Origin of the sequence: Bacillus sp. FSL R5-0576, from assembly GCF_038004765.1 — a bacterium.
In the GTDB taxonomy this organism is placed as follows: domain Bacteria; phylum Bacillota; class Bacilli; order Bacillales; family Bacillaceae; genus Bacillus; species Bacillus subtilis.
The window spans coordinates 2752571-2772637 of sequence record NZ_JBBORU010000001.1; the positions used below are offsets into that span (position 1 = coordinate 2752571).

General features: G+C 43.6%; 20 protein-coding genes and 1 other annotated feature. Of the genes, 7 read left to right on the forward strand and 13 right to left on the reverse strand.

Annotated features, from left to right (window positions below):
- Nucleotides 1-178: 178 nt before the first annotated feature.
- Complete coding sequence (gene brnQ, locus NX903_RS14170; protein WP_003229322.1) at nucleotides 179-1516, forward strand: branched-chain amino acid transport system II carrier protein; 1338 nt, start codon at nucleotides 179-181, stop codon at nucleotides 1514-1516.
- Nucleotides 1517-1611: 95 nt separating this feature from the next.
- Here brnQ and ezrA read toward each other — a convergent pair whose 3' ends face one another.
- Entirely contained in the window at nucleotides 1612-3300 is a 1689-nt protein-coding gene (ezrA, locus tag NX903_RS14175; protein WP_014480561.1) for a septation ring formation regulator EzrA, read from the reverse strand.
- Nucleotides 3301-3496: 196 nt separating this feature from the next.
- On the opposite strand from ezrA, the gene hisJ reads away from it, so the two are divergent.
- A complete protein-coding gene (hisJ, locus tag NX903_RS14180; RefSeq protein WP_029318252.1) occupies nucleotides 3497-4303 on the forward strand; it encodes a histidinol-phosphatase HisJ in 807 nt (268 codons plus the stop codon).
- On the opposite strand, the gene refZ is transcribed toward hisJ, so the two are convergent.
- The gene (gene refZ, locus NX903_RS14185; protein WP_014477663.1) at nucleotides 4300-4923 is read right to left on the reverse strand and encodes a transcriptional regulator RefZ; all 624 of its coding nucleotides are present in this window, start codon (nucleotides 4921-4923) and stop codon (nucleotides 4300-4302) included. The two genes, hisJ and refZ, sit on opposite strands and share 4 nt — an antisense overlap.
- Nucleotides 4924-5049: 126 nt before the next feature.
- Here refZ and NX903_RS14190 point away from each other — a divergent pair, with 126 nt between their 5' ends.
- Nucleotides 5050-5541: a GAF domain-containing protein gene (locus tag NX903_RS14190; RefSeq protein ID WP_014477664.1), complete on the forward strand. Its 492-nt coding sequence runs from the start codon at nucleotides 5050-5052 to the stop codon at nucleotides 5539-5541.
- A gap of 37 nt (nucleotides 5542-5578) precedes the next feature.
- On the opposite strand, the gene NX903_RS14195 is transcribed toward NX903_RS14190, so the two are convergent.
- A complete protein-coding gene (locus NX903_RS14195) occupies nucleotides 5579-7318 on the reverse strand; it encodes a diguanylate cyclase domain-containing protein (RefSeq protein ID WP_086344202.1) in 1740 nt (579 codons plus the stop codon).
- Nucleotides 7319-7612: 294 nt separating this feature from the next.
- Between NX903_RS14195 and rpsD the strand changes: the two genes are divergently transcribed.
- Nucleotides 7613-8215, forward strand: coding sequence for a 30S ribosomal protein S4 (rpsD, locus tag NX903_RS14200; protein WP_003223474.1), 603 nt, complete (start codon nucleotides 7613-7615; stop codon nucleotides 8213-8215).
- A gap of 21 nt (nucleotides 8216-8236) precedes the next feature.
- Here the strand turns inward: rpsD and sr7p are convergent, their stop codons facing one another.
- The 3 genes from sr7p to acsA all read right to left on the reverse strand — a co-directional run bounded on the left by sr7p (nucleotide 8237) and on the right by acsA (nucleotide 11823).
- The gene (sr7p, locus tag NX903_RS14205) at nucleotides 8237-8365 is read right to left on the reverse strand and encodes a small protein SR7P (RefSeq protein ID WP_284690775.1); all 129 of its coding nucleotides are present in this window, start codon (nucleotides 8363-8365) and stop codon (nucleotides 8237-8239) included.
- A 129-nt stretch (nucleotides 8366-8494) separates the two neighbouring features.
- Nucleotides 8495-9763: a tyrosine--tRNA ligase gene (tyrS, locus tag NX903_RS14210; protein WP_003229300.1), complete on the reverse strand. Its 1269-nt coding sequence runs from the start codon at nucleotides 9761-9763 to the stop codon at nucleotides 8495-8497.
- Between the two features lie 50 nt (nucleotides 9764-9813).
- Nucleotides 9814-10050: a binding site (T-box leader), on the reverse strand.
- Between the two features lie 54 nt (nucleotides 10051-10104).
- Nucleotides 10105-11823: an acetate--CoA ligase gene (acsA, locus tag NX903_RS14215; protein ID WP_004399030.1), complete on the reverse strand. Its 1719-nt coding sequence runs from the start codon at nucleotides 11821-11823 to the stop codon at nucleotides 10105-10107.
- A gap of 160 nt (nucleotides 11824-11983) precedes the next feature.
- Here acsA and acuA point away from each other — a divergent pair, with 160 nt between their 5' ends.
- From acuA to NX903_RS14230, 3 genes are read left to right on the forward strand one after another with little or no spacing between them, the layout of a single operon-like run.
- A complete protein-coding gene (acuA, locus tag NX903_RS14220; RefSeq protein ID WP_003229296.1) occupies nucleotides 11984-12616 on the forward strand; it encodes an acetoin utilization protein acetyltransferase AcuA in 633 nt (210 codons plus the stop codon).
- Nucleotides 12617-12642: 26 nt separating this feature from the next.
- The gene (locus NX903_RS14225; RefSeq protein ID WP_086344203.1) at nucleotides 12643-13287 is read left to right on the forward strand and encodes an acetoin utilization AcuB family protein; all 645 of its coding nucleotides are present in this window, start codon (nucleotides 12643-12645) and stop codon (nucleotides 13285-13287) included.
- Nucleotides 13284-14447, forward strand: a complete 1164-nt coding sequence (locus NX903_RS14230) for an acetoin utilization protein AcuC (RefSeq protein ID WP_015714526.1) — start codon at nucleotides 13284-13286, stop codon at nucleotides 14445-14447. Before NX903_RS14225 ends, NX903_RS14230 begins: the two co-directional genes overlap by 4 nt.
- 10 nt (nucleotides 14448-14457) lie before the next feature.
- On the opposite strand, the gene motS is transcribed toward NX903_RS14230, so the two are convergent.
- The 7 genes from motS to NX903_RS14265 form a co-directional block, all read right to left on the reverse strand.
- Nucleotides 14458-15186: a flagellar motor protein MotS gene (gene motS, locus NX903_RS14235; RefSeq protein WP_003229290.1), complete on the reverse strand. Its 729-nt coding sequence runs from the start codon at nucleotides 15184-15186 to the stop codon at nucleotides 14458-14460.
- Nucleotides 15176-15994: a flagellar motor protein MotP gene (gene motP, locus NX903_RS14240; RefSeq protein ID WP_077671509.1), complete on the reverse strand. Its 819-nt coding sequence runs from the start codon at nucleotides 15992-15994 to the stop codon at nucleotides 15176-15178. Before motP ends, motS begins: the two co-directional genes overlap by 11 nt.
- Nucleotides 15995-16056: 62 nt before the next feature.
- Nucleotides 16057-17061, reverse strand: a complete 1005-nt coding sequence (gene ccpA, locus NX903_RS14245; RefSeq protein ID WP_003229285.1) for a catabolite control protein A — start codon at nucleotides 17059-17061, stop codon at nucleotides 16057-16059.
- Nucleotides 17062-17336: 275 nt separating this feature from the next.
- Nucleotides 17337-18413, reverse strand: coding sequence for a bifunctional 3-deoxy-7-phosphoheptulonate synthase/chorismate mutase (locus NX903_RS14250; RefSeq protein ID WP_003223454.1), 1077 nt, complete (start codon nucleotides 18411-18413; stop codon nucleotides 17337-17339).
- Nucleotides 18414-18648: 235 nt separating this feature from the next.
- On the reverse strand, nucleotides 18649-18975 hold the full coding sequence (gene ytxJ, locus NX903_RS14255; RefSeq protein ID WP_014665009.1) for a bacillithiol system redox-active protein YtxJ: 327 nt from the start codon (nucleotides 18973-18975) through the stop codon (nucleotides 18649-18651).
- A gap of 23 nt (nucleotides 18976-18998) precedes the next feature.
- Complete coding sequence (locus NX903_RS14260) at nucleotides 18999-19454, reverse strand: YtxH domain-containing protein (protein WP_004398549.1); 456 nt, start codon at nucleotides 19452-19454, stop codon at nucleotides 18999-19001.
- Between the two features lie 30 nt (nucleotides 19455-19484).
- Nucleotides 19485-19907 (reverse strand): DUF948 domain-containing protein, encoded by a 423-nt coding sequence (locus NX903_RS14265; protein WP_003229276.1) that lies wholly within the window; start codon nucleotides 19905-19907, stop codon nucleotides 19485-19487.
- Nucleotides 19908-20067 lie beyond the last annotated feature (160 nt).

A 20067-nucleotide genomic window follows, 5' to 3' on the forward strand; every position in this document is an offset into this window, starting at 1 on the left:
TGAAAGCGGTACAAGGTATGATATTTATGTTACCATAACAAAATTTAATAGAAAATTACGAAAAACTAGTATTGACTTCTAATTTTTTTACCATATAATAAGATTTGTTCGTTTCGTCATATTATCTGACAATTAATTGACAGAATATTTTAACATAATTATTAGGAGGATTTTTTTCATGAAACACTCACTGCCTGTCAAAGATACCATTATTATTGGTTTCATGCTATTTGCGTTATTCTTTGGAGCAGGAAATATGATCTATCCGCCGGAACTTGGACAAGCAGCCGGACACAACGTCTGGAAGGCCATCGGCGGATTTTTACTGACAGGGGTAGGCCTGCCGCTTCTCGGCATTATCGCCATCGCATTAACCGGTAAGGACGCTAAAGGCCTTGCTGACAAAGCGCACCCTGTTTTCGGCACAATCTTTACTGTCGTGCTTTATTTATCAATCGGACCATTATTCGCCATCCCGAGAACAGGAACTGTTTCATATGAAATTGGCGCTGTTCCGTTTTTGACTGGCGTACCAGAAAGACTTTCTTTATTAATATTTACACTTATCTTTTTCGGCGTTACGTACTATTTAGCGTTAAACCCATCCAAGGTTGTCGATCGAGTCGGAAAAATTCTGACTCCCATCAAATTCACAATTATTTTAATCATTGTTCTCAAAGCCATCTTCACACCGATGGGCGGATTGGGCGCCGTGACAGAAGCATATAAAGGAACACCGGTTTTTAAAGGATTTTTAGAAGGCTATAAAACAATGGACGCACTTGCTTCAATTGTATTTGGCGTTGTCGTTGTAAATGCTGTAAAAAGCAAAGGCGTTACACAGTCTAAAGCTCTTGCTGCAGCCTGCATTAAAGCAGGTGTGATTGCCGCTTTAGGGCTGACTTTCATTTATGTATCCCTTGCTTATTTAGGTGCAACAAGCACAAATGCCATCGGTCCTGTTGGTGAAGGAGCTAAAATTTTATCTGCGTCTTCCCATTATTTATTTGGTTCATTGGGCAACATCGTACTCGGAGCAGCGATTACAGTCGCATGTTTAACAACAAGCATCGGCCTTGTCACATCTTGCGGCCAATATTTTTCAAAACTTATTCCGGCATTATCATATAAAATTGTCGTTACGATTGTCACGTTATTCAGCTTGATCATTGCGAATTTCGGACTCGCGCAAATTATCGCGTTTTCTGTTCCTATTTTATCAGCTATCTATCCACTTGCCATTGTCATTATCGTTCTTTCCTTCATCGATAAGATCTTTAAAGAAAGACGCGAAGTGTACATCGCTTGCTTGATCGGTACAGGACTTTTCAGTATTTTAGACGGTATCAAAGCAGCCGGTTTTTCACTTGGATCTTTAGATGTGTTTCTAAATGCGAATCTTCCTCTTTACAGCCTCGGCATCGGCTGGGTGCTTCCAGGAATCGTCGGAGCGGTTATCGGCTATGTGCTTACCTTATTCATCGGACCATCCAAACAGCTTAATGAAATAAGTTAATGTCACAGAACGCCTGCGTTATTGCGCAGGCGTTTTGTAATGAAAAAAAGAGCCTGCTCATTACACTGCGGGCTCTTTTTCATAGTCGTGATTATCTAAGCGGATATGTCTGCTTTGATTTTTTCAACTGCACCTGGCGCAGCCTTTTCTACAGCGGCAGCTGCAATTTCATAAGAGTCGTCATAATCAAAAGCATAAAAACGTCTTTCCGCTTCTTTCAGCTGTTCAGATAAAATATGATTCTGGCTTCTGAACCGGTTTCCGAACTGAATGATTTTTTCAATGAGGATGACCTGCTCGACAAGTTCCTCTGATTCCCGGCTTGCCCTGTTGACGATTTCTTCTGCTTGTTTCAAATGGGCTCCGGCTTCTTCCATATTTAATGGAAGTTCGTTTAGTTGATTGACTGTTTCTTGAATATGATGATGCGCGTTCTCCAGCATCTCTTGAATATGGCTCGGAATGCCTGGAATGTTGCTAGTCTTCAGCAGTCTAGCTGTCTCAGAAATTGTTTTTTTCAAATTGCTGAGCGTCTCCCTCGCCTGAAGCTCTTCTTTTCTCAGCGCTTGCAGATTTTCACGATACTCGGCATGCTCTTTTTTCACTTCTTCAATTTGCTTCTCTATTGAAGCAACTTCTTCTACTAAAAGTGAGTAAGCGACATGCTCTGCATCAAGCTTATCTTTAACGGATGATAGCAGCTTTCCAATTTCATCAAGGCGCTTTTCAAAAGCCTGCTGTTTGCCGAGCTCACCGGCTGTCAGCCTGTAGCTTTCCTTCACCAGCTCAGTTTCCGCCTTCGTATGCTCTTTCTCTTCTTTAAGCTTGTCGTAAGCAATAATCAATTCAGGCATTTTGCTTAGTACGGATTGACCGGCTTCAACTTCGCCCTCCAGCTGCTGATAAACAGATTGAATATTTTCGTCAATGAGCTGCAGGATTGCGGACGCTTCATCAATATCCAGCTCAGTCATCAGGACATGTTCCGCTCGTTTCAGCTGGTTTGACAGATTTTCTAATTCCTTATCAAGCTGGATATGCTCAAGCTTGTACCCTTTTTCTTTCATTTCGCCATAGCCATCCTTGAGCTTTGCAATCTGTCCGGGCACCGTCTGTTTACAGTCAGCTAACAGCTTCGGCACATCATCTATGTATGACTGAAGCCGTTCAAGATTGCGGTCCTGCTCAAGCAGTACTTTTCGTGCAGTAATATAGTTTCCGCCTTCTGTTTCTTCTTCAAATTGTTTGATGCCGCTCCAAATTTCGTCCAGATCCTTTTCAAGGCTGTCATAAAGCTCCCCGTAAAGGTGGCTGTAAGCCAGCAGGTTTTTTCGAGATTTCGAATAGCGCTCCCTCACCTGTTCAATCTCTTCACGGCTCTTTTCCTCACTTGTGACAAGATCGCTGATTTCCCGAAGAATCTTTTCAATGCTTGATTCAGCCGCTGTCAGCAGGTCGTCGATATGAACGAGCACTTGATTGGCCTTTTTAAACCGGTATTTGTCTGCATTTTCCTCGGCATCATAAAGGAGCTCTTCAACTTTCGGCATGTGGGCTGTGACAATCTCATCCCATTCTTCACGCCACTTCTCAAAGAACTCTTCTGTCTGACCCGTCATTTTTAAATGTTTTATTTTAGACATTTCTTCCACGATCGACCGATTCAGAATTTCAATCTTCCACGATTCCAGCCGGTCGATTTCGGCGTAGATTTTTTTCCTGAAAAAGTAGCCTGCCGCAAACAGCGCAAGCAGTACAATTAATAATCCAATGACAAACTCCATAATGAGCCCCCTTGCTGTTTACCTTAATCTGTCAGGGTGTTTTATTTATTCAGAAAGATTTCAGGATATGTATTGAGAAAAACTGTCGTTTTCATTGTTATTATGATACCATGTAACAAACATTTTTTGACCAGAAATCAAAAACTTTTTGTGCAAAATCGGCAGGATTTGACTATTTTTTCATGGGGTGACATCAATGCAAAAGCGAGACGGACATATTCACACACCATTTTGCCCTCACGGCTCCAATGACACACTCAGACAATATGCAGAAGAAGCCTTAAAAAAAGGGTTCGAATCGATTACTTTTACCGAACACGCCCCATTGCCGCCCTCTTTTACCGATCCCACGCCGCTGAAAGACAGCGCGATGGCGCAAGCTTCTTTGGAACGCTATATTCATGAAATTTCCGGATTAAAAAAAGAATATCGCGGACAGCTTAGCATACGGACAGGGCTTGAAGTCGATTATATCGCTGAATTTGAAGACGAAATTACATTATTCCTAGACACATACGGGCCATATTTAGATGACAGCATCTTATCCGTTCATTTTTTGCGCACAGACTCTTCCTATCTATGCCTTGATTATGACGAGCATACCTTCAAAGAGCTGATTTCAGCCTGCGGAAGCATTGAAGCGGTATATGAACAATATTACCGGAGTATCTATTCTTCCATTGTAGCATCTCTCGGCGTTTATAAGCCAAAAAGAGTCGGTCACATCACACTCGTCCAAAAATTCATCAAGCTGTTTCCATACAGCATGTCAGAACATATTCGCGGCCTCGTTTCCCTGTGCCTGAATGCCATTGAAGAAAACGGAATGGAGCTCGACTTCAATACTTCCGGCTTAAGAAAAACTTATGCTGGCGGTATTTATATCGAGGATTGGATGCTGAATGAAGCGAAGCAAAAGAAGATCCCGCTTGTGTTTGGGTCAGATGCCCATCAAGCGGGAGATGTCGGATATGCGTATGAGACGTTTTTGGAACGGTGCTAGTTGGTGAGCGCCACGTCTCCTGTCCGGAAGACGCTTCTGATCCAAATCTTGATTTCTTCAAAATACATTTTATAAAAATACGGCTCGTGCGGCTGCATGTAGAGTACTTCTGAAATATATTGAGGCTGGAGATAGGGCATCATCAAGAGAGATTTTAATTGGAGAATAAAATGAGGCAGCGGCAGCGTTAAATATTCACGCTGTTTTTCTCCTTCCTCAATGATCAGCTGGAAGATATACTTTTCCTTCATTAGATATGTCGACATAATTTCCCTGATTAATGTGGAGTCAATTGTGACTTCCCGGTAGACAAAACGAGTTAATTGACGATGATTATGCTGATAGGATAAAATATCGAAAACCAATTGAAGAAGCTGTTCCTGCGTGCTTTGAGAAGAGATATTGCTTGCCGCTGTTTCAAGCGTTTTGCTGTAGCCCTCGTAAAACTCTGAAACTAAGTGTTCCATCAAGCCTCCTTTGCCTTTAAAATAGTAGGAGATGTGCGCAACATTTACATCAGCTGACTTTGCGATTTCACGGACAGACGTGCCAGAAAATCCTTTTTGGTTAAAAAGCATGACAGCAGATTCAATAATTTTGTCTTTGGTGCTTACTTTCATACGGCTCACTCCTTCCTCTTGATACTATTCAAGCAGAAAGCCGCTGTTCCTGTAAGAACTTATCGACAAATGCCGGCAGAAAAGCCGGAACTTTGTTTTATATTATAGAAAAAGTGAGGGTTTTCCATGTTCCATGTCGAAAAACAATCTGGAGATAAAGAAAAAGACTATCAGCTTCTGCTAAAACAGCTCGAAGCCATGACCGAAGACGAAACAGACCAAATAGCTAACTATGCAAATGCCTCAGCACTGCTGTATCATTCGCTGCCTGAAGTCAACTGGGCGGGTTTCTATTTTGCCAAAGAAGAGGATGGACAGCTTGTGTTAGGTCCGTTCCAAGGCCTCCCGGCATGTGTTCGGATTCCTTTCGGCAGAGGGGTTTGCGGCACAGCGTACGCAAACGGAAAAGTGGAACGTGTTGAGGATGTAAACGCGTTTCCTGGACATATCGCCTGCGATGCAGCGTCCCAATCAGAAATTGTGCTTCCGATTCGTGTAGACGGAAAAATTGTCGGCGTCTTGGACATCGACAGCCCAGTGAAAAACCGTTTCGACGAAATTGATGAAAAATACTTAACTCAATTTGCCGAAACGCTAGAAAAAGCGTTAGCGCAGTAATATAAAAGCCCAAAACTGATATCGTTTTGGGCTTTTTTTATTTTATTGAGTCATGAACCATCAAGCGGTTTTTCCCGCTCCGTTTCGCGCTGTAGAGCGCTTCGTCTGCCTCATGCACAAGCTCTTTCAGCGACTTTTTTGTTTCTGTCGTCCAGCAGGAGATACCGCAGGAAATGGTTACCTCGGGTTTCGTATTTTTTCTGACCGCGTAAACCAGCCGCTCGGTAATCCGTTTCCCCACTGCAACCGGCACATTTGGCAAATAAATCGCCAGCTCCTCTCCTCCCCAGCGGGCACCGACATCATGCTTTCGGATGTTGCTTTTAATCACTGAAGCGACTTGAATTAAAATCTCGTCTCCAGTCTGATGGCCGTACGTATCATTTACATTTTTAAAATTATCAATATCAACAAGAATAAAAACACCCTTTTGGTGGATTTTCATGCTGTATTGAATTTTTTCATCTAAATACGCTCGTGAATACAGTTCAGTCAGCTGATCTGTTTTCACGAGATGCTCAAGGCGGTCGCGAAGCATTGAATTGGTTACAGCCAGTGTCGCGTGATGAATCAGCGCCTGAAACAGCTTGTACATTTCAAATGTAAAAGCGTACAGCTCCTGTTTCAATAAAACCGCAAAGCCTAAAAGCCGGTCGTTTTGAATCATCGGAGCAGCCATCAGCGAGCCGTACCCCGCCTTCCCAAAAACAGACTGGCCATTCCCGATGAAAACCCCTTTTTCACCTTCATACAGCTTTTCTTTCAGCTCATTATAAAAATCTGACGGCTTCGCTTCTTTAAAAAATGCTGTGCTGCCTGGAAGCAATGTTAGGTTTTCAAAATGGTCTATATGAAAAAATCCCACTTCTTCTGCCTGAAACGATTCTGCCATTCTCACAGCCAGATCATTCATTGTATCAGTCAGTGTCAGCCGCTGATTCAGGCGGCGTGATGTTTCATTGATCAATTCCAAATTTGCGATGCTTGCTTTGGATTGTTCGTAGAGCTGGGCATTTTCAAACGCTTTTCCCGCCGCGTTTGCTAACAGCGACATTTCATCAAGGCAGGCATCAGCAAGAAAGCTGTCACCCATTCCCTCAGCCTTCAACACCCCGTATGTGCCCTGCTGTCCTTTGATCGGAATATAGGCGGCAGATTCATTTTTCCGCAAAATGTCTCCGGACAAATACACTTTGAGCGCAAAGGAATCGGATTTTTCCCCTTCCATATACAGCTCTTTTGCAGGTATCCCTAAACATTGGTCTTGATCGTGCGATATAAATAAAGAAAACTCAAAAAGAGAAAATGTGCTGGTCAAGCTTTCTAAAAGCTGCTTCAGCACATCTGTCTGATCAAGCAGTGAATGGAACAGCTCTGTCATTTTGTATATCTTTTTTTGGTAGATCGTTTTGTTATAGAGTCTTTCCTGTTTCATCGACTGGTTTAAAAATGAAGCAACCACGTTCGGAAGCCCTTCAGGAATCTCTTCATCCTGCCTGCATGCAAGATGGAAACGCCTGCCAGAGCCGTCCTCAATCAGATAACATGAAGCGTTTATTTTTGAAGCGGAAAAACGCGCTTCACCATCTGCCAGTTTTGTCACAAAGTCTGATGGTGACGGTGTAAGCGAAACACAAAGGGTTGAAAAATAGGTTTGAATAGCCGAAGTCAGCCATATTAAAGAGTCGGTGAATGTGACTTTTTCAGATTTGGTTAATAAAAAATCGAGCATATGATAATGAAAGGCGGATAATTGATCTTTAGTTTGTTCTACCATGTTTTTATCACCTAAAAGTTTACCACTAATTTTTGTTTATTATATCATAAACGGTGAAGCAATAATGGAGGAATGGTTGACTTCAAAACAAATAAATTATATAATGACCTTTGTGTGAAATATTGCAGCCTTTTTGTTCAGCTTCTATGTTTTCATTTTGTTCCTTATCAATAAGGTGTATCGTGTAACTCTCTGCTGCTGGAGCGAGGATACATGAAAACAAAATGTGCATGGTCGAATAGAGCAGACGGTTTTTATTTTCCACAAAAATAAAACCAAAGGAGGAGTCACATTATGGCTCGCTATACAGGTCCATCTTGGAAACTGTCCCGCCGTCTAGGAATCTCTCTTAGCGGTACAGGAAAAGAATTAGAAAAACGCCCTTACGCTCCAGGTCCACACGGCCCAGGACAACGTAAAAAATTATCAGAATACGGTTTGCAATTGCAAGAAAAGCAAAAGCTTCGTCACATGTACGGTGTAAACGAACGTCAATTCCGCACTTTGTTTGACAAAGCTGGCAAACTAGCTGGTAAACACGGTGAAAACTTCATGATTCTTTTAGATTCTCGTCTTGATAACGTTGTGTACAAGCTAGGTTTAGCACGTACTCGCCGTCAAGCTCGCCAATTGGTTAACCACGGTCACATTCTTGTAGACGGAAGCCGCGTTGACATCCCGTCTTACCAAGTAAAACCTGGTCAAACAATCGGTGTTCGTGAAAAATCAAGAAACCTTTCTATCATCAAAGAATCTGTTGAAGTAAACAACTTCGTTCCTGAATACCTTACTTTCGACGCTGAAAAGCTTGAAGGTACTTTCACTCGTCTTCCTGAGCGTTCTGAACTTGCTCCGGAAATTAACGAAGCGCTTATCGTTGAGTTCTACTCTCGTTAATCGTTTTAAAAACCCCTGCCGCTATGCGGTCGGGGTTTTTTTATCGTCTATTTTGTCTTTTGCCTCTTGCTGGCCAACACTATCCTGCGCCTGCTGCTCCCAGTAATCCTGCTGCAGCCGTTCTTTTGCAATCGTACACATGAGATTCACGCTTTAGCGCTCCTTTCATTTAAAAGGTGTTGATTGGTCGTGTTTGCCCTATCTAATATACTCTTTTCCTTTCATTCCTATGCGGTAAACAAAAAGATCCTTTGCCTTCAGTGGCAAAGGATCTTTTTCTTATTTATACGTCACAAGGAAGTATTTTTTCTTCCCGCGGCGCAGAACAGTAAATTGGTTTTCGATACGGTCTTCACCTGATAGGGTATAATTTATTTCCGTCTGTCGTTCACCGTTAATGTAAACAGCTCCGTTTTGAATGTCTTCACGCGCTTGGCGTTTAGAAGGAGATAATTTAGATTGCACCAACACATCTACAAGTGAAAGCTCTTGGGTGCTGTCAACTTCCATAGAAGGAACATCTTTAAAGCCTACTTTTACGTCTTGAGCGGAAAGCTCTTTAATATTGCCGCTGAACAGCGCTTGGGAGATGTTTATGGCTTGCTCCAGCGCCTCGCGTCCGTGAACAAGTGATGTCACTTCTTCTGCCAGGCGTTTTTGCGCTTCACGTTTTTCTGGCGCCGTTTCTGTTTTTTCAGCGTACGCTTCAATTTCCTCTTTTGAAAGGAACGTAAAGTATTTCAAGTATTTGACAACGTCACGGTCGTCTGTGTTGATCCAGAATTGATAGAATTCATATGGCGATGTTTTTTCTTTATCAAGCCAGATCGCGCCGCCTTCCGTTTTTCCGAACTTCGTGCCGTCTGCTTTTGTGACAAGCGGAATCGTTAGGCCGAACGCTTTTGCTCCTTCTTCTTCTGATTTTCTGATCAGTTCAAGACCCGCTGTGATGTTGCCCCACTGATCGCTTCCGCCGATTTGCAGTTTACAGTTTTTGTCTCTGTAAAGATTTAAGAAATCATAAGATTGAAGAATCATGTAGCTGAATTCCGTGTACGAGATGCCGGATTCAATTCTTGAGCTGACCGTATCTTTTGCCAGCATGTAATTGATGCCGAAATTTTTACCAACGTCACGAAGGAAATCGATCACATTCATTTTGCCGATCCAGTCAAAGTTGTTCGCGATGACAGCTGGGTTTTCTGCTGCTTCAAAATCTAGAAATCTGGACAGCTGGTTTTTGATTTTTTGGGACCATTCGGATACGATGTCAGCAGTGTTTAATGTACGCTCTGCTTTTTTTCCGCTTGGATCACCGATGAGGCCCGTCGCGCCGCCCACAAGCGCAATCGGATGATGCCCTGCAAGCTGAAAACGGCGAAGTGTTAAAATAGGCAGCAGGTGTCCGATATGCAAGCTGTCTGCTGTCGGGTCAAAGCCTGAGTACAAGCGGATTTTTTCTTCATTCAGCTGTTTATTTAATCCTTCTTCATCTGTCATTTGCTGAATCAATCCGCGGAAGGATAAGTCTTCAAGTAAGTTAGTCATAAGATAAAGCTCCTTTTTTGATTAAAATAAAAAACGCCCCTTCGTTTACACGAAGGGACGATTGATTATCGCGGTACCACCCTACTAATAAGAGAATGCAAACATTCGTCTTATCACTTTGCCTGATAACGGATCAGGTCCGTTCTTTCACTACTGAAAGCCTGGCCGGCTTTGTTTGCAAAAGCGGTTCATGAGTGTATTCGATATATCCGTCTGTGCTGATTTTCACCGGCCATCAGCTCTCTGGAACGTAAGGATATTCTACTTGTCTCAATCTTTACCTTTTCATATGAAGCTATATCATTTTTAACATAAATAAAATCCTGTGTCAACGCCGCCTTTTAATCCTCCATTGTTGACAGATCTCCAGCCGGCAGATTAAGCTCCCATGCCTTCAGCACGCGCCTCATGATCTTTCCGCTTCGGGTTTTCGGAAGCTTATCTTTAAATTCGATCTCACGCGGAGCCGCATGGGCTGCAAGACCCTGCTTTACAAATAGGCGGATCTCTTCTTTCAGTTTATCAGACGGCTCAAATCCTTCCCTGAGTGCAATAAAAGCTTTAATGATTTCTCCACGCACCGGGTCAGGCTTTCCGATTACGCCTGCTTCTGCAATAGCCGGATGTTCGACAAGCTTGCTTTCCACTTCAAATGGGCCGACGCGCTCACCGGAGGTCATGATGACGTCATCAACTCTGCCTTGGAACCAAAAGTATCCCTCTTCATCCATGTAAGCAGAATCCCCAGACACATACCAGCCGCCCGGCATGAAATACGATTCATACTTTTCAGGGTTATTCCAAATGGTATGCATCATGGAAGGCCAGCCCTTTTTGATGGCGAGATTGCCCATTCGGTACGGCGGAAGCTCGTTGCCTTGATTGTCAACGATCGCTGCCTCCACTCCTGGAATCGGCTTACCCATTGAACCCGGTTTAATATCCATGCAAGGATAGTTGCAGATAAGCTGACTGCCCGTTTCTGTCATCCACCATGTATCATGAATTCGTTTGTTAAAAACTTTATGTCCCCATCTGATGACTTCCGGATTTAGCGGCTCACCGACACTGAGCACATGCCGGAGTGAAGTTAGATCATATTTCGCAGCCATTTCATCTCCCGCTCCCATCAGCATCCGAAAAGCGGTCGGCGCGCTGTACCAGACATTGACGCCAAGCTGTTCAATCGTACCATACCAGCTTTCCGGGCTGAAACGTCCGCCGACGATGACATTTGTCGCTCCGTTCAGCCACGGTGCAAAAATGCCGTATACCGTACCTGTCACCCAGCCTGGATCAGCCGTGCACCAATAAATGTCTTCTTCCTTTAAATCAAGGACCCACTTTCCTGTTTGATATTGCTGAATCATCGCTTCATGGACATGCAGCACGCCCTTTGGCGTACCAGTGGAACCTGATGTATAGTGAAGCAGAAAGCCGTCTTTTTTATCCATCCATTCGATATCCAGTCTTGTGCTTTCCTGTTTCGCTGCTTCATCATAATTGATGATATTCGTGCCGCTCTCAGCCTCTCCCCCGACTACGAAGACATGCTGCAAGTGAGGCAGTTTGTCTACCGGTATTCTCTCCAGCAGCTCAGGTGTTGTGACAACAACCTTTGCCTCACTGTTTTCAAGCCGATCTTTCACCGCTCCCTCCATAAATGCTTCGAACAGCGGCCCGGCGATGGCGCCAATTTTGATTGCGCCAAGCATAATAAAATAAAGCTCGGGTGATCTCGGCATAAAAATAAAAACGCGGTCCCCTTTTTCCACATTTCCATACCGTCTCAGCACATTCCCGGCTCTGTTTGATTCTTCCTTCATTTCTTTAAATGTGTATTTTTCATCCCTTTTTGCGTCTTTATAATAAAGCGCTACTTTGTTTTTTCGAAACGATTCGGCATGGCGGTCAATCGCTTCATACGCCGCATTCAGTTTCCCTGTCTCATGCCAAGAGAAATGTTTCTCTGCCTCGGCCCAATCAAAATGCCGGTACGTTTCTTCATAGTTTTTTAAGTTATGATCCCCCTCTATTGCTGGTAACGCTTTCAAATTCATGCCCAAACATCCCCCTTTGCTGAAGTTGTCACAATTATTATAGTATATATTCATATTCTTCTCAATTTTTAAAATATAAACCATGTTGAAAACGCTTTATAATTTGGTATTCTTAAAGAAGGCATGTATTTTTGATAAGAATTGATGGGACGGTGAATTAGTGGAACATCATAAAACATACCATTCAGCAAACATCAAAACAGCAACCGGCTCTTTACTGATAGAAGGGCCTGTCTCTCCAGAGGATTTGGCAGGTTATGAGTTTCATAAAGATTTAACCGCATTTCGCCCGCCTCGCGAGCAGCATGAAGCGCTAGTCGACATTGCAGGCCTTCCCGAAGGGCGCATTATTATTGCCAGAGACGGCCGAACCATTGTCGGCTATGTCACGTATTTATATCCTGACCCGCTCGAAAGATGGTCTGAAGGAAATATGGAGGATTTGATTGAGCTCGGAGCCATCGAAGTAGCGCCGGACTATCGGGGATGCGCTGTCGGAAAGACGCTCCTGACCGTCAGCATGATGGATGAACAAATGGAAAACTACATTGTGATGACGACAGAATATTACTGGCATTGGGATTTAAAAGGGATGAAAAAAGATGTGTGGGAATACAGAAAGATCATGGAAAAGATGATGAATGCAGGCGGATTGGTCTGGTTTGCAACGGATGAGCCGGAGATCAGCTCCCACCCTGCAAACTGTCTGATGGCCCGCATTGGAAAAAACGTCAGCCAAGAATCAATTGAGCAATTTGACAGGCTCCGTTTTTATCATCGTTATATGTATTAACTGACACTGGCAAAGGGGAAAAAATAATGATTGTTGAGCAAATCATGAAAAGAGATGTCATTACATTAACGAAGACGGATACGCTTGAACAAGCAATATGCAAACTGAAGGAATTCCATATCAGGCATCTGCCTGTTGTAGATGAAGAACGACACGTGATCGGCATGATTACAGACAGAGACATGAAACAGGCCAGCCCGAGTATTTTTGAAGAAAACAAACGAAGCCTATTTCTCACACGAAGCGTAGATTCAATTATGAAAAAGGATGTTGTCTGCGCCCATCCGTTAGATTTTGTCGAAGAAATATCAGCCGTGTTCTACGAGCATGGCATCGGCTGCCTTCCAGTGGTACACCATCAAAAATTAATAGGCATTTTAACAAAAACCGATTTGCTGCGGACGTTTGTCAAATTGACAGGCGCTGACCAGCCGGGATCGCAAATTGAGATAAAAGTAAACGACATCACCAAAAGCCTCGCTGAGATCAGCAGTCTTTGCCAAGACCTTCAAGTGAAAATATTAAGCGTGCTTGTTTATCCGCATGACGATCCCGGTGTAAAAGTGCTTGTCTTCCGTGTAAAAACGATGAATCCGCTGCCGTTTTTGCAGGCATTACAAAGAAATGGACACCACGTCGTATGGCCGTCAGAGCAAAGGGACCTGCTATGAGAGACAGTGTATTTATCTATTCTCCATCCTACCAAACCTATATGTTTCATCAGGAGCATCCCTTTAATCAGCAGCGGGTTCTGTTAACATATGATTTGCTTAAGACGATCAATGCCTTTGATGATGGAGACATTGTCACCCCCAGACTCGCTTCAGAAGAGGAGCTTTCCCTTGTCCACACGGACGATTACATTCAGGCCGTAAAGCTTGCGGGCGCCGGAAAGCTTCCCGCTGAAGAAGGAGAAAGCTACGGGCTCGGCACTGAAGACACACCCGTCTTTGCCGGCATGCACGAAGCGGCATCACTCTTGGTCGGCGGCACTTTAACGGCCGCAGACTGGGTCATGTCAGGACAAGCCCTGCATGCGGCAAACCTTGGCGGAGGGCTTCATCACGGCTTTCGCGGGAGAGCTTCAGGGTTTTGCATATATAATGACAGCGCTGTGGCGATTCAATATATCCAGAAAAAATACAGATCCAGGGTACTTTATATTGATACCGACGCCCACCACGGGGACGGTGTGCAATTTACCTTTTACGATAATCCTGACGTATGCACGCTGTCCATTCATGAAACAGGAAGGTATTTATTCCCTGGAACCGGTCAGATCCAAGAAAAAGGCAGCGGAAAAGGATATGGCTATTCCTTTAATATCCCGCTTGACGCTTTTACAGAGGATGATTCTTTTCTTGAGGCTTACCGGACAGCAGCTTCAGAAGTCGCCGCTTATTTCAAGCCCGATGTCATTATCAGCCAAAACGGCGCCGATGCCCATTACTACGACCCGCTGACGCATTTATCAGCAACAATCAATATATACGAAGAAATCCCCCGTCTTGCACACACTTTGGCTCATCAATATTGCGGAGGGAAATGGATTGCAGTCGGAGGCGGCGGATATGATATTTGGCGTGTCGTGCCCCGCGCCTGGGCCAGAATATGGCTTGAAATGAAGGGAATTGACCCGGGACACGAGATCCCGCCGGAATGGATTGCTAAATGGCAAAAACAATGCCCCGTAGCCCTTCCGTCGAGCTGGAGCGATCCGGCTGATTTATATCCTCCGATTCCCCGCAAGCCTGAAATCACAGAAAAAAATGCCCAAACTGTCAGCAAAGCATTATATGCGATACGTTCTGAACAGCAAAGAACAAAGTAAAAAACGACCTTTACGAAGAGGTCGTTTTTGATTTTTTGATCACTATTTCCACACGCCGATTTTCCTTCATGTGTTCATTTGTCTTGTTATCCTTCACCGGCTTTGTATCCGCATAACCGACAGCAATAAAGCGCTTGGAGGGAAGCTTCTCTTTAGACGTGAAGTATTGAATCACTCCACTTGCCCGTGCTGCTGATAGCTCCCAGTTCGACGGGTATCGGTATGTCGAAATGTTTCGGCTGTCTGTATGCCCCTCCACCTGAATGTCATTTGGAATTGTTTGAAGAAGAACGGCAATTTGGTGAAGAAGTGTTTCGGCATTTTTCAGCACCTTTGCCTCACCTGTATCAAACAGCACAGCCTCCTGAAGAACGAGCACGACACCGCGTTCATCCCGTTTGGCTGTCATTTGGGCCTTTAAATGATTGTCTTTTATATATGTATTTACTTTCTTGAGAAGCTGATCCTGCTGATCCTCTTGCTTCTTCGTATCAGATGGGGATGTATTCTTTTTTTCTATGGATGTTTGGTCCGGCTGAAGCCCGTTGCCTTCCTTCTGGATCGAGTCCACTGCCGCTTTAAATTTTTGCAGATCGATTTGGGACATCGAAAAGAGTAAAATAAAGAACACAAGGATCAAGGTGATCAAATCTGTAAAGGTTACCATCCAGCTGGATGAAGATTGACTGTTTTTTCCGCTTCCATTCCTTCTTTCAAAACGTTCTCTTCTAAGCTTCATGTACAGATCCCTTTTTTGTTTTTACTTGTTTTGGCTGCTTCTGCCATTCTTCCCGTGAGCTGAAAACGACCAGCTGGCTTTCAAGGTTGCGCGGGTTTTTTCCGGATTGAACACCGATAATCCCTTCCACCATTACCTGCTTGATAAAAATTTCACTTTCTGTTTTCTCTTCAAGCTTAGCCGCGATCGGGTTGAAGACCATATTTGCCAGTAATGAACCATATAAAGTCGTCAGAAGCGCAATGGCCATGTTTGGTCCGAGCATATGCGGGTCATTTAAGTTTTTAAGCATCAGCACAAGCCCGACGAGTGTTCCGATCATTCCCCACGCCGGAGCGAATTCTCCCGCTTTTTCAAAAACTCGCCGCCCTTTTCGGTGCCGTTCCTCCATTGCTGCGATTTCTGAATCCATGACGAGCCGAATCGTTTCTTCATCCCAGCCGTCAATCGCTAAAAGCAGCCCTTTTTTCAAGAATGGATCTTTGATTTCCCGAGCCTGATCATCCAATGATAAAAGCCCGTGTTTTCGCGCGTGATCGGAAAGGGAAACAAAGGTTTTCACAAGATCTTTCACATTGTTTTCCTGGCGGATGAATGCCTGCTTTAACACAGAGGGCGCTTTTTTCAGCTCTCTTGGCGGAAAACTGATAAAAACAGCGGCGCAAAGTCCCCCTGTTACGATGAAGAAAGAGGTCAGATCAAGAAAAGAGCGGAAACCGCTTACTCCAGATCCCGAAATAATCCCGATAACAATAATAATCGTTCCTAACACAAATCCAACAGGTGTAAGATAATCAAAACGTTTCATCATTTCTCCCCATGAAAAAAGCAAGAATTCACCATAAAGGTGAAGCTTGCTCTTTGTTTTTCTTATGACTTGGTTGACTTTCTAAGCTCTATACGGTGCGGCAGTTCGACGATATGCTCTTCAACCGGCTCTTTATTCATGAGCTTCGTCAGCAGTCTCATCGCAACGGCGCCGATATCATATGTCGGCTGAACAACTGTTGAAAGCTGCGGACGAACCATGAGGCTTAATCTTGTATTATCAAAACCGATAATGTCGAGATCCTCCGGAATGGATAAGCCCTGATCCTGAGCGGCATGGATAATGCCGAGTGCCATTTCATCAGTTGCAGAAAGAATGGCTGTCGGTTTTTTATCCAGGCTCATCAGATGCTGCAGTGCTTCGAGTCCGGAATCATATGTGTAATCCCCTTCAGCTACAAATTGTTCATTAAACGGAAGGTTCGCTTCTTCAAGCGCACGTTTGTAGCCTTGGAGTTTTTTTGAACGGTTGATCGGTTCTGCCATTGGTCCGGAAACGAATGCGATGTCTGTATGTCCTTTATCAACCAAAAGCTTCACAGCATCATAAATCGCCTGTTCGTAATCGATAGCGACTGACGGTGTTTCCTCCTGCTCTTCTACAGAAGCGGCAAGTACAATCGGCACTGGGGAACGCTTAAATTCCGCCACATGCTCGTCCGTAATGTTTCCGCCCATAAACACGATGCCGTCCACTTGTTTGCCGAGCATTGTGTTTAACAAGTGCAGCTCTTTCTCCATGTTTTGGTCAGAGTTGCTCAAAATAATATTGTATTTATACATTGTCGCGATATCTTCAATTCCGCGTGCAAGCTCTGAATAGAAAATGCTTGAGATATCGGGAATGATGACACCTACAGTTGTTGTTTTTTTACTTGCCAGCCCTCTTGCCACCGCGTTTGGACGGTAACCGAGACGTTCAATGGCTTCCAAGACTTTTTTCCTCGTTGTCGGTTTTACATTCGGGTTGCCGTTCACGACACGGGAAACGGTTGCCATGCTTACATTAGCTTCTCTCGCTACATCGTAGATCGTAATATTGCTCATCCTAAAACCACTCCTTTTACTGGATACACTTATCCTTATCTATAGCATAAACACTTTATGTAGAGAAATGTCATAATGTCCGAATTTATGTCGTTTATGATTTGTAAGCGTAAGTCAGTAGTGTACATTATTTTTCATTATTCATCAAATTTAATTACTTCTCATGAAATTATACACGTTTTTATAGATGATGAAAACGTATACTTGGTTTTTATAACTAAATAAACGAGAAAGCATAAAAAAAGGCCGCAGGCGCGGCCTTTTGGATTGTTCAATTAAGCGTTGACTTTCACCATTGGCTTCAGTTCATTCAGCCATTTTTCGAATTCAGGAATCGCCATTTGCTGAGCAGAGTCAGAAAGTGCGACCGACGGATCAGGGTGAACCTCAGCCATTACGCCATCTGCACCGATCGCTAAAGCGGCTTTAGCTGTCGGAAGCAAGAGGTCACGGCGGCCTGTTGAATGCGTAACATCAACAAAGACTGGCAAATGCGTTTCTTGTTTCAAAATCGGCACAGCTGAAATATCCAGCGTGTTTCTCGTTGCTGTTTCATATGTTCTGATTCCGCGCTCACAAAGGATAATTTGGTCATTTCCTTGTGACATGATGTATTCAGCAGCATTGATGAATTCAGAGATCGTTGCAGCAAGACCGCGCTTCAGAAGCACTGGCTTTTTCACGGCGCCGGCCGCTTTCAGCAATTCGAAGTTTTGCATGTTGCGCGCTCCGATTTGAATGACATCAATGTAGTCCAGCGCTTCTTCGATATGAGCCGGAGTTACGATTTCACTGATAACCGCCAGATCAAATTCATCCGCTACACGTTTTAAAATTTGAAGGCCTTCAACACCAAGCCCTTGGAAATCGTATGGGCTCGTACGAGGCTTAAAGGCTCCACCGCGCAAAATTTTAATCCCTTGTTTTTTCGCAGCTGCAGCGACTTCAGCTACCTGCTCATAGCTCTCTACCGCACATGGGCCTACAATGAATCTTTGCTGGCCGTCTCCGATTTTTTCGCCTTTGATATCAACAATTGTATCTTCAGGTTTTTTCTTGCGGGAGACAAGCAGCGCTTTGCTGTGATCTTCTTCCTGAAGCTCTAAACCGGCTTTGAATATCTCTTTAAAAATGTGCTGGATGGTTGAATTTTCGAACGGCCCGTCATTGTTTTCAATGATATTGTTTAACATTGTGCGTTCTCTGACAGGGTCAAATCGGTTGACACCCTGTGCTTCCTTCGCTTTACCGATCTCTTTTACAACATTTCCGCGTTCGTTGATTAGTTTTAAAATTTGTAGGTTTAATTCGTCTGCTTTCTGCCTTAAAAGCTCTAACTCTGTGTTGCTCATTTTTTTCATCCTTTCCCTGCACATTCATTTTTTATTTTGTAGTTATCATGCATCTTACTATAAGTAATTCCAAATGGAAATACTGAAATACAAAAAATTTTATAAAAACTCTACTTTATTACCCAAACGCTTTTAAGTGATAAAGTAATCTATGAAGCTATCCTACATGATGTGAGGGCAATGTTCAAGGGTTTTTTACAAAAAAAAGCGCCAGATGTTATCTGGACGCTTTTTTCTATGACAAATGCTGCTCAATAGCGGCTTCTGTAATTTGTGAATGTGAGGTATGCCATTTCACTTCACCGTTCTGGATGATGAATACCTGAGGGCTTTCATGCTTGACCCCATATGTTTCTGCAATGAAATTGGACAGCGGCCGGGCTTCTTGTACTTGAAGATAGTAAGCCGGCACATCCTCATGCTGATTTGCAAAGGCATCAAACTCATGAAATGCTGCCTGGCTGATCGGGCATGTGGTGCTGTGTTTAAAGAAGACGAAAGCGCCTTCCTGTTCTGCAATCCGTTTAAATTCTTCCTCAGATTGAATAAGCTGTTTAGCCATGACTCAAGCTCTTCCTTCCCTGCTCAGCGATTCAACTGCTCAGCCTGTTTTTGTGCATCTTTCAGTTCGTCTTTTACATCTTCTTTCGTCTGGAGGACTTGATCTTTTGTTTCATCGGCTGCCTGCATCGCTTCTTCCCTCATATCCTGCATTGCAGTCGATGAATCCGTTTTGTCAGATTTGGAACGGTCTCTTAAATCCTTTACCTTGTTCATGATCTGCCCAGACTGATCCGCTACAAGCTGTGTGATATTGGAAGTTTTGTCTTTTGCGATGCTGACATATTGCGTGCCTTTTTCCTTCGCATCTGCCGTCATTTTATCAGTTTTGTCCCGTAAAGCAACAGCCTGGCTGCCGAGATCGTCGCGAAGTTCTTTGCCTGATTTAGGCGCTAGAAAAAGAGCTGTAGTGGCACCGATGATTCCCCCGATTAAAGTTCCGATTAAAAAATCTTTACTATTAATTCCATCTTTGCTCATCATTATTCCTCCTCTTAGTATTTTTTTCTCTTATAGGGCTGATTTTTTCTTTTGCTTCCATTTCTCCCAAATTTCCATTGCTGCTTGACTCCATGTGACAACTTGATTGATCTTATCTTGATTTTCTCTAACTGATGCCGATACAGACCCTGCCGCTTGTTTCATGGATGTATTGAACTGCTGTACAGAAGCTCCCACTCCTTGAACAGCATGAACGACCGTGTTCAGCTTTTCTGATTTTTCCTGAATATCTTCAGCCAGGCGGTTGGTCTTATGTAAAAGCTCGGCTGTTTCAGTTGTGATGCCCTTCATTTGTCCCTCCAGCCCTTCAAGAGTGGATGCGACGTTTTTTAGTGTCAGCTGCAATGACTTCAATGTTTTAGACAAGTAGATCACTAATACGAGAAATGCAACTGCGATGAGTGCAACGCTTAAATAAAGAATAATAATCATCTCAAACCTCCTTGCTGCAGGATATACTGCTGTTTACCCGTTTTCTTCAATCATAAACATGTGTACTGGGCTGTATACATACTATTCTCCGTTATGTAAGAAAATCCTTTAATAAGCTTTTCCATCAGATAAATAAAAAGCAGTGAGATCACTGCTTTTT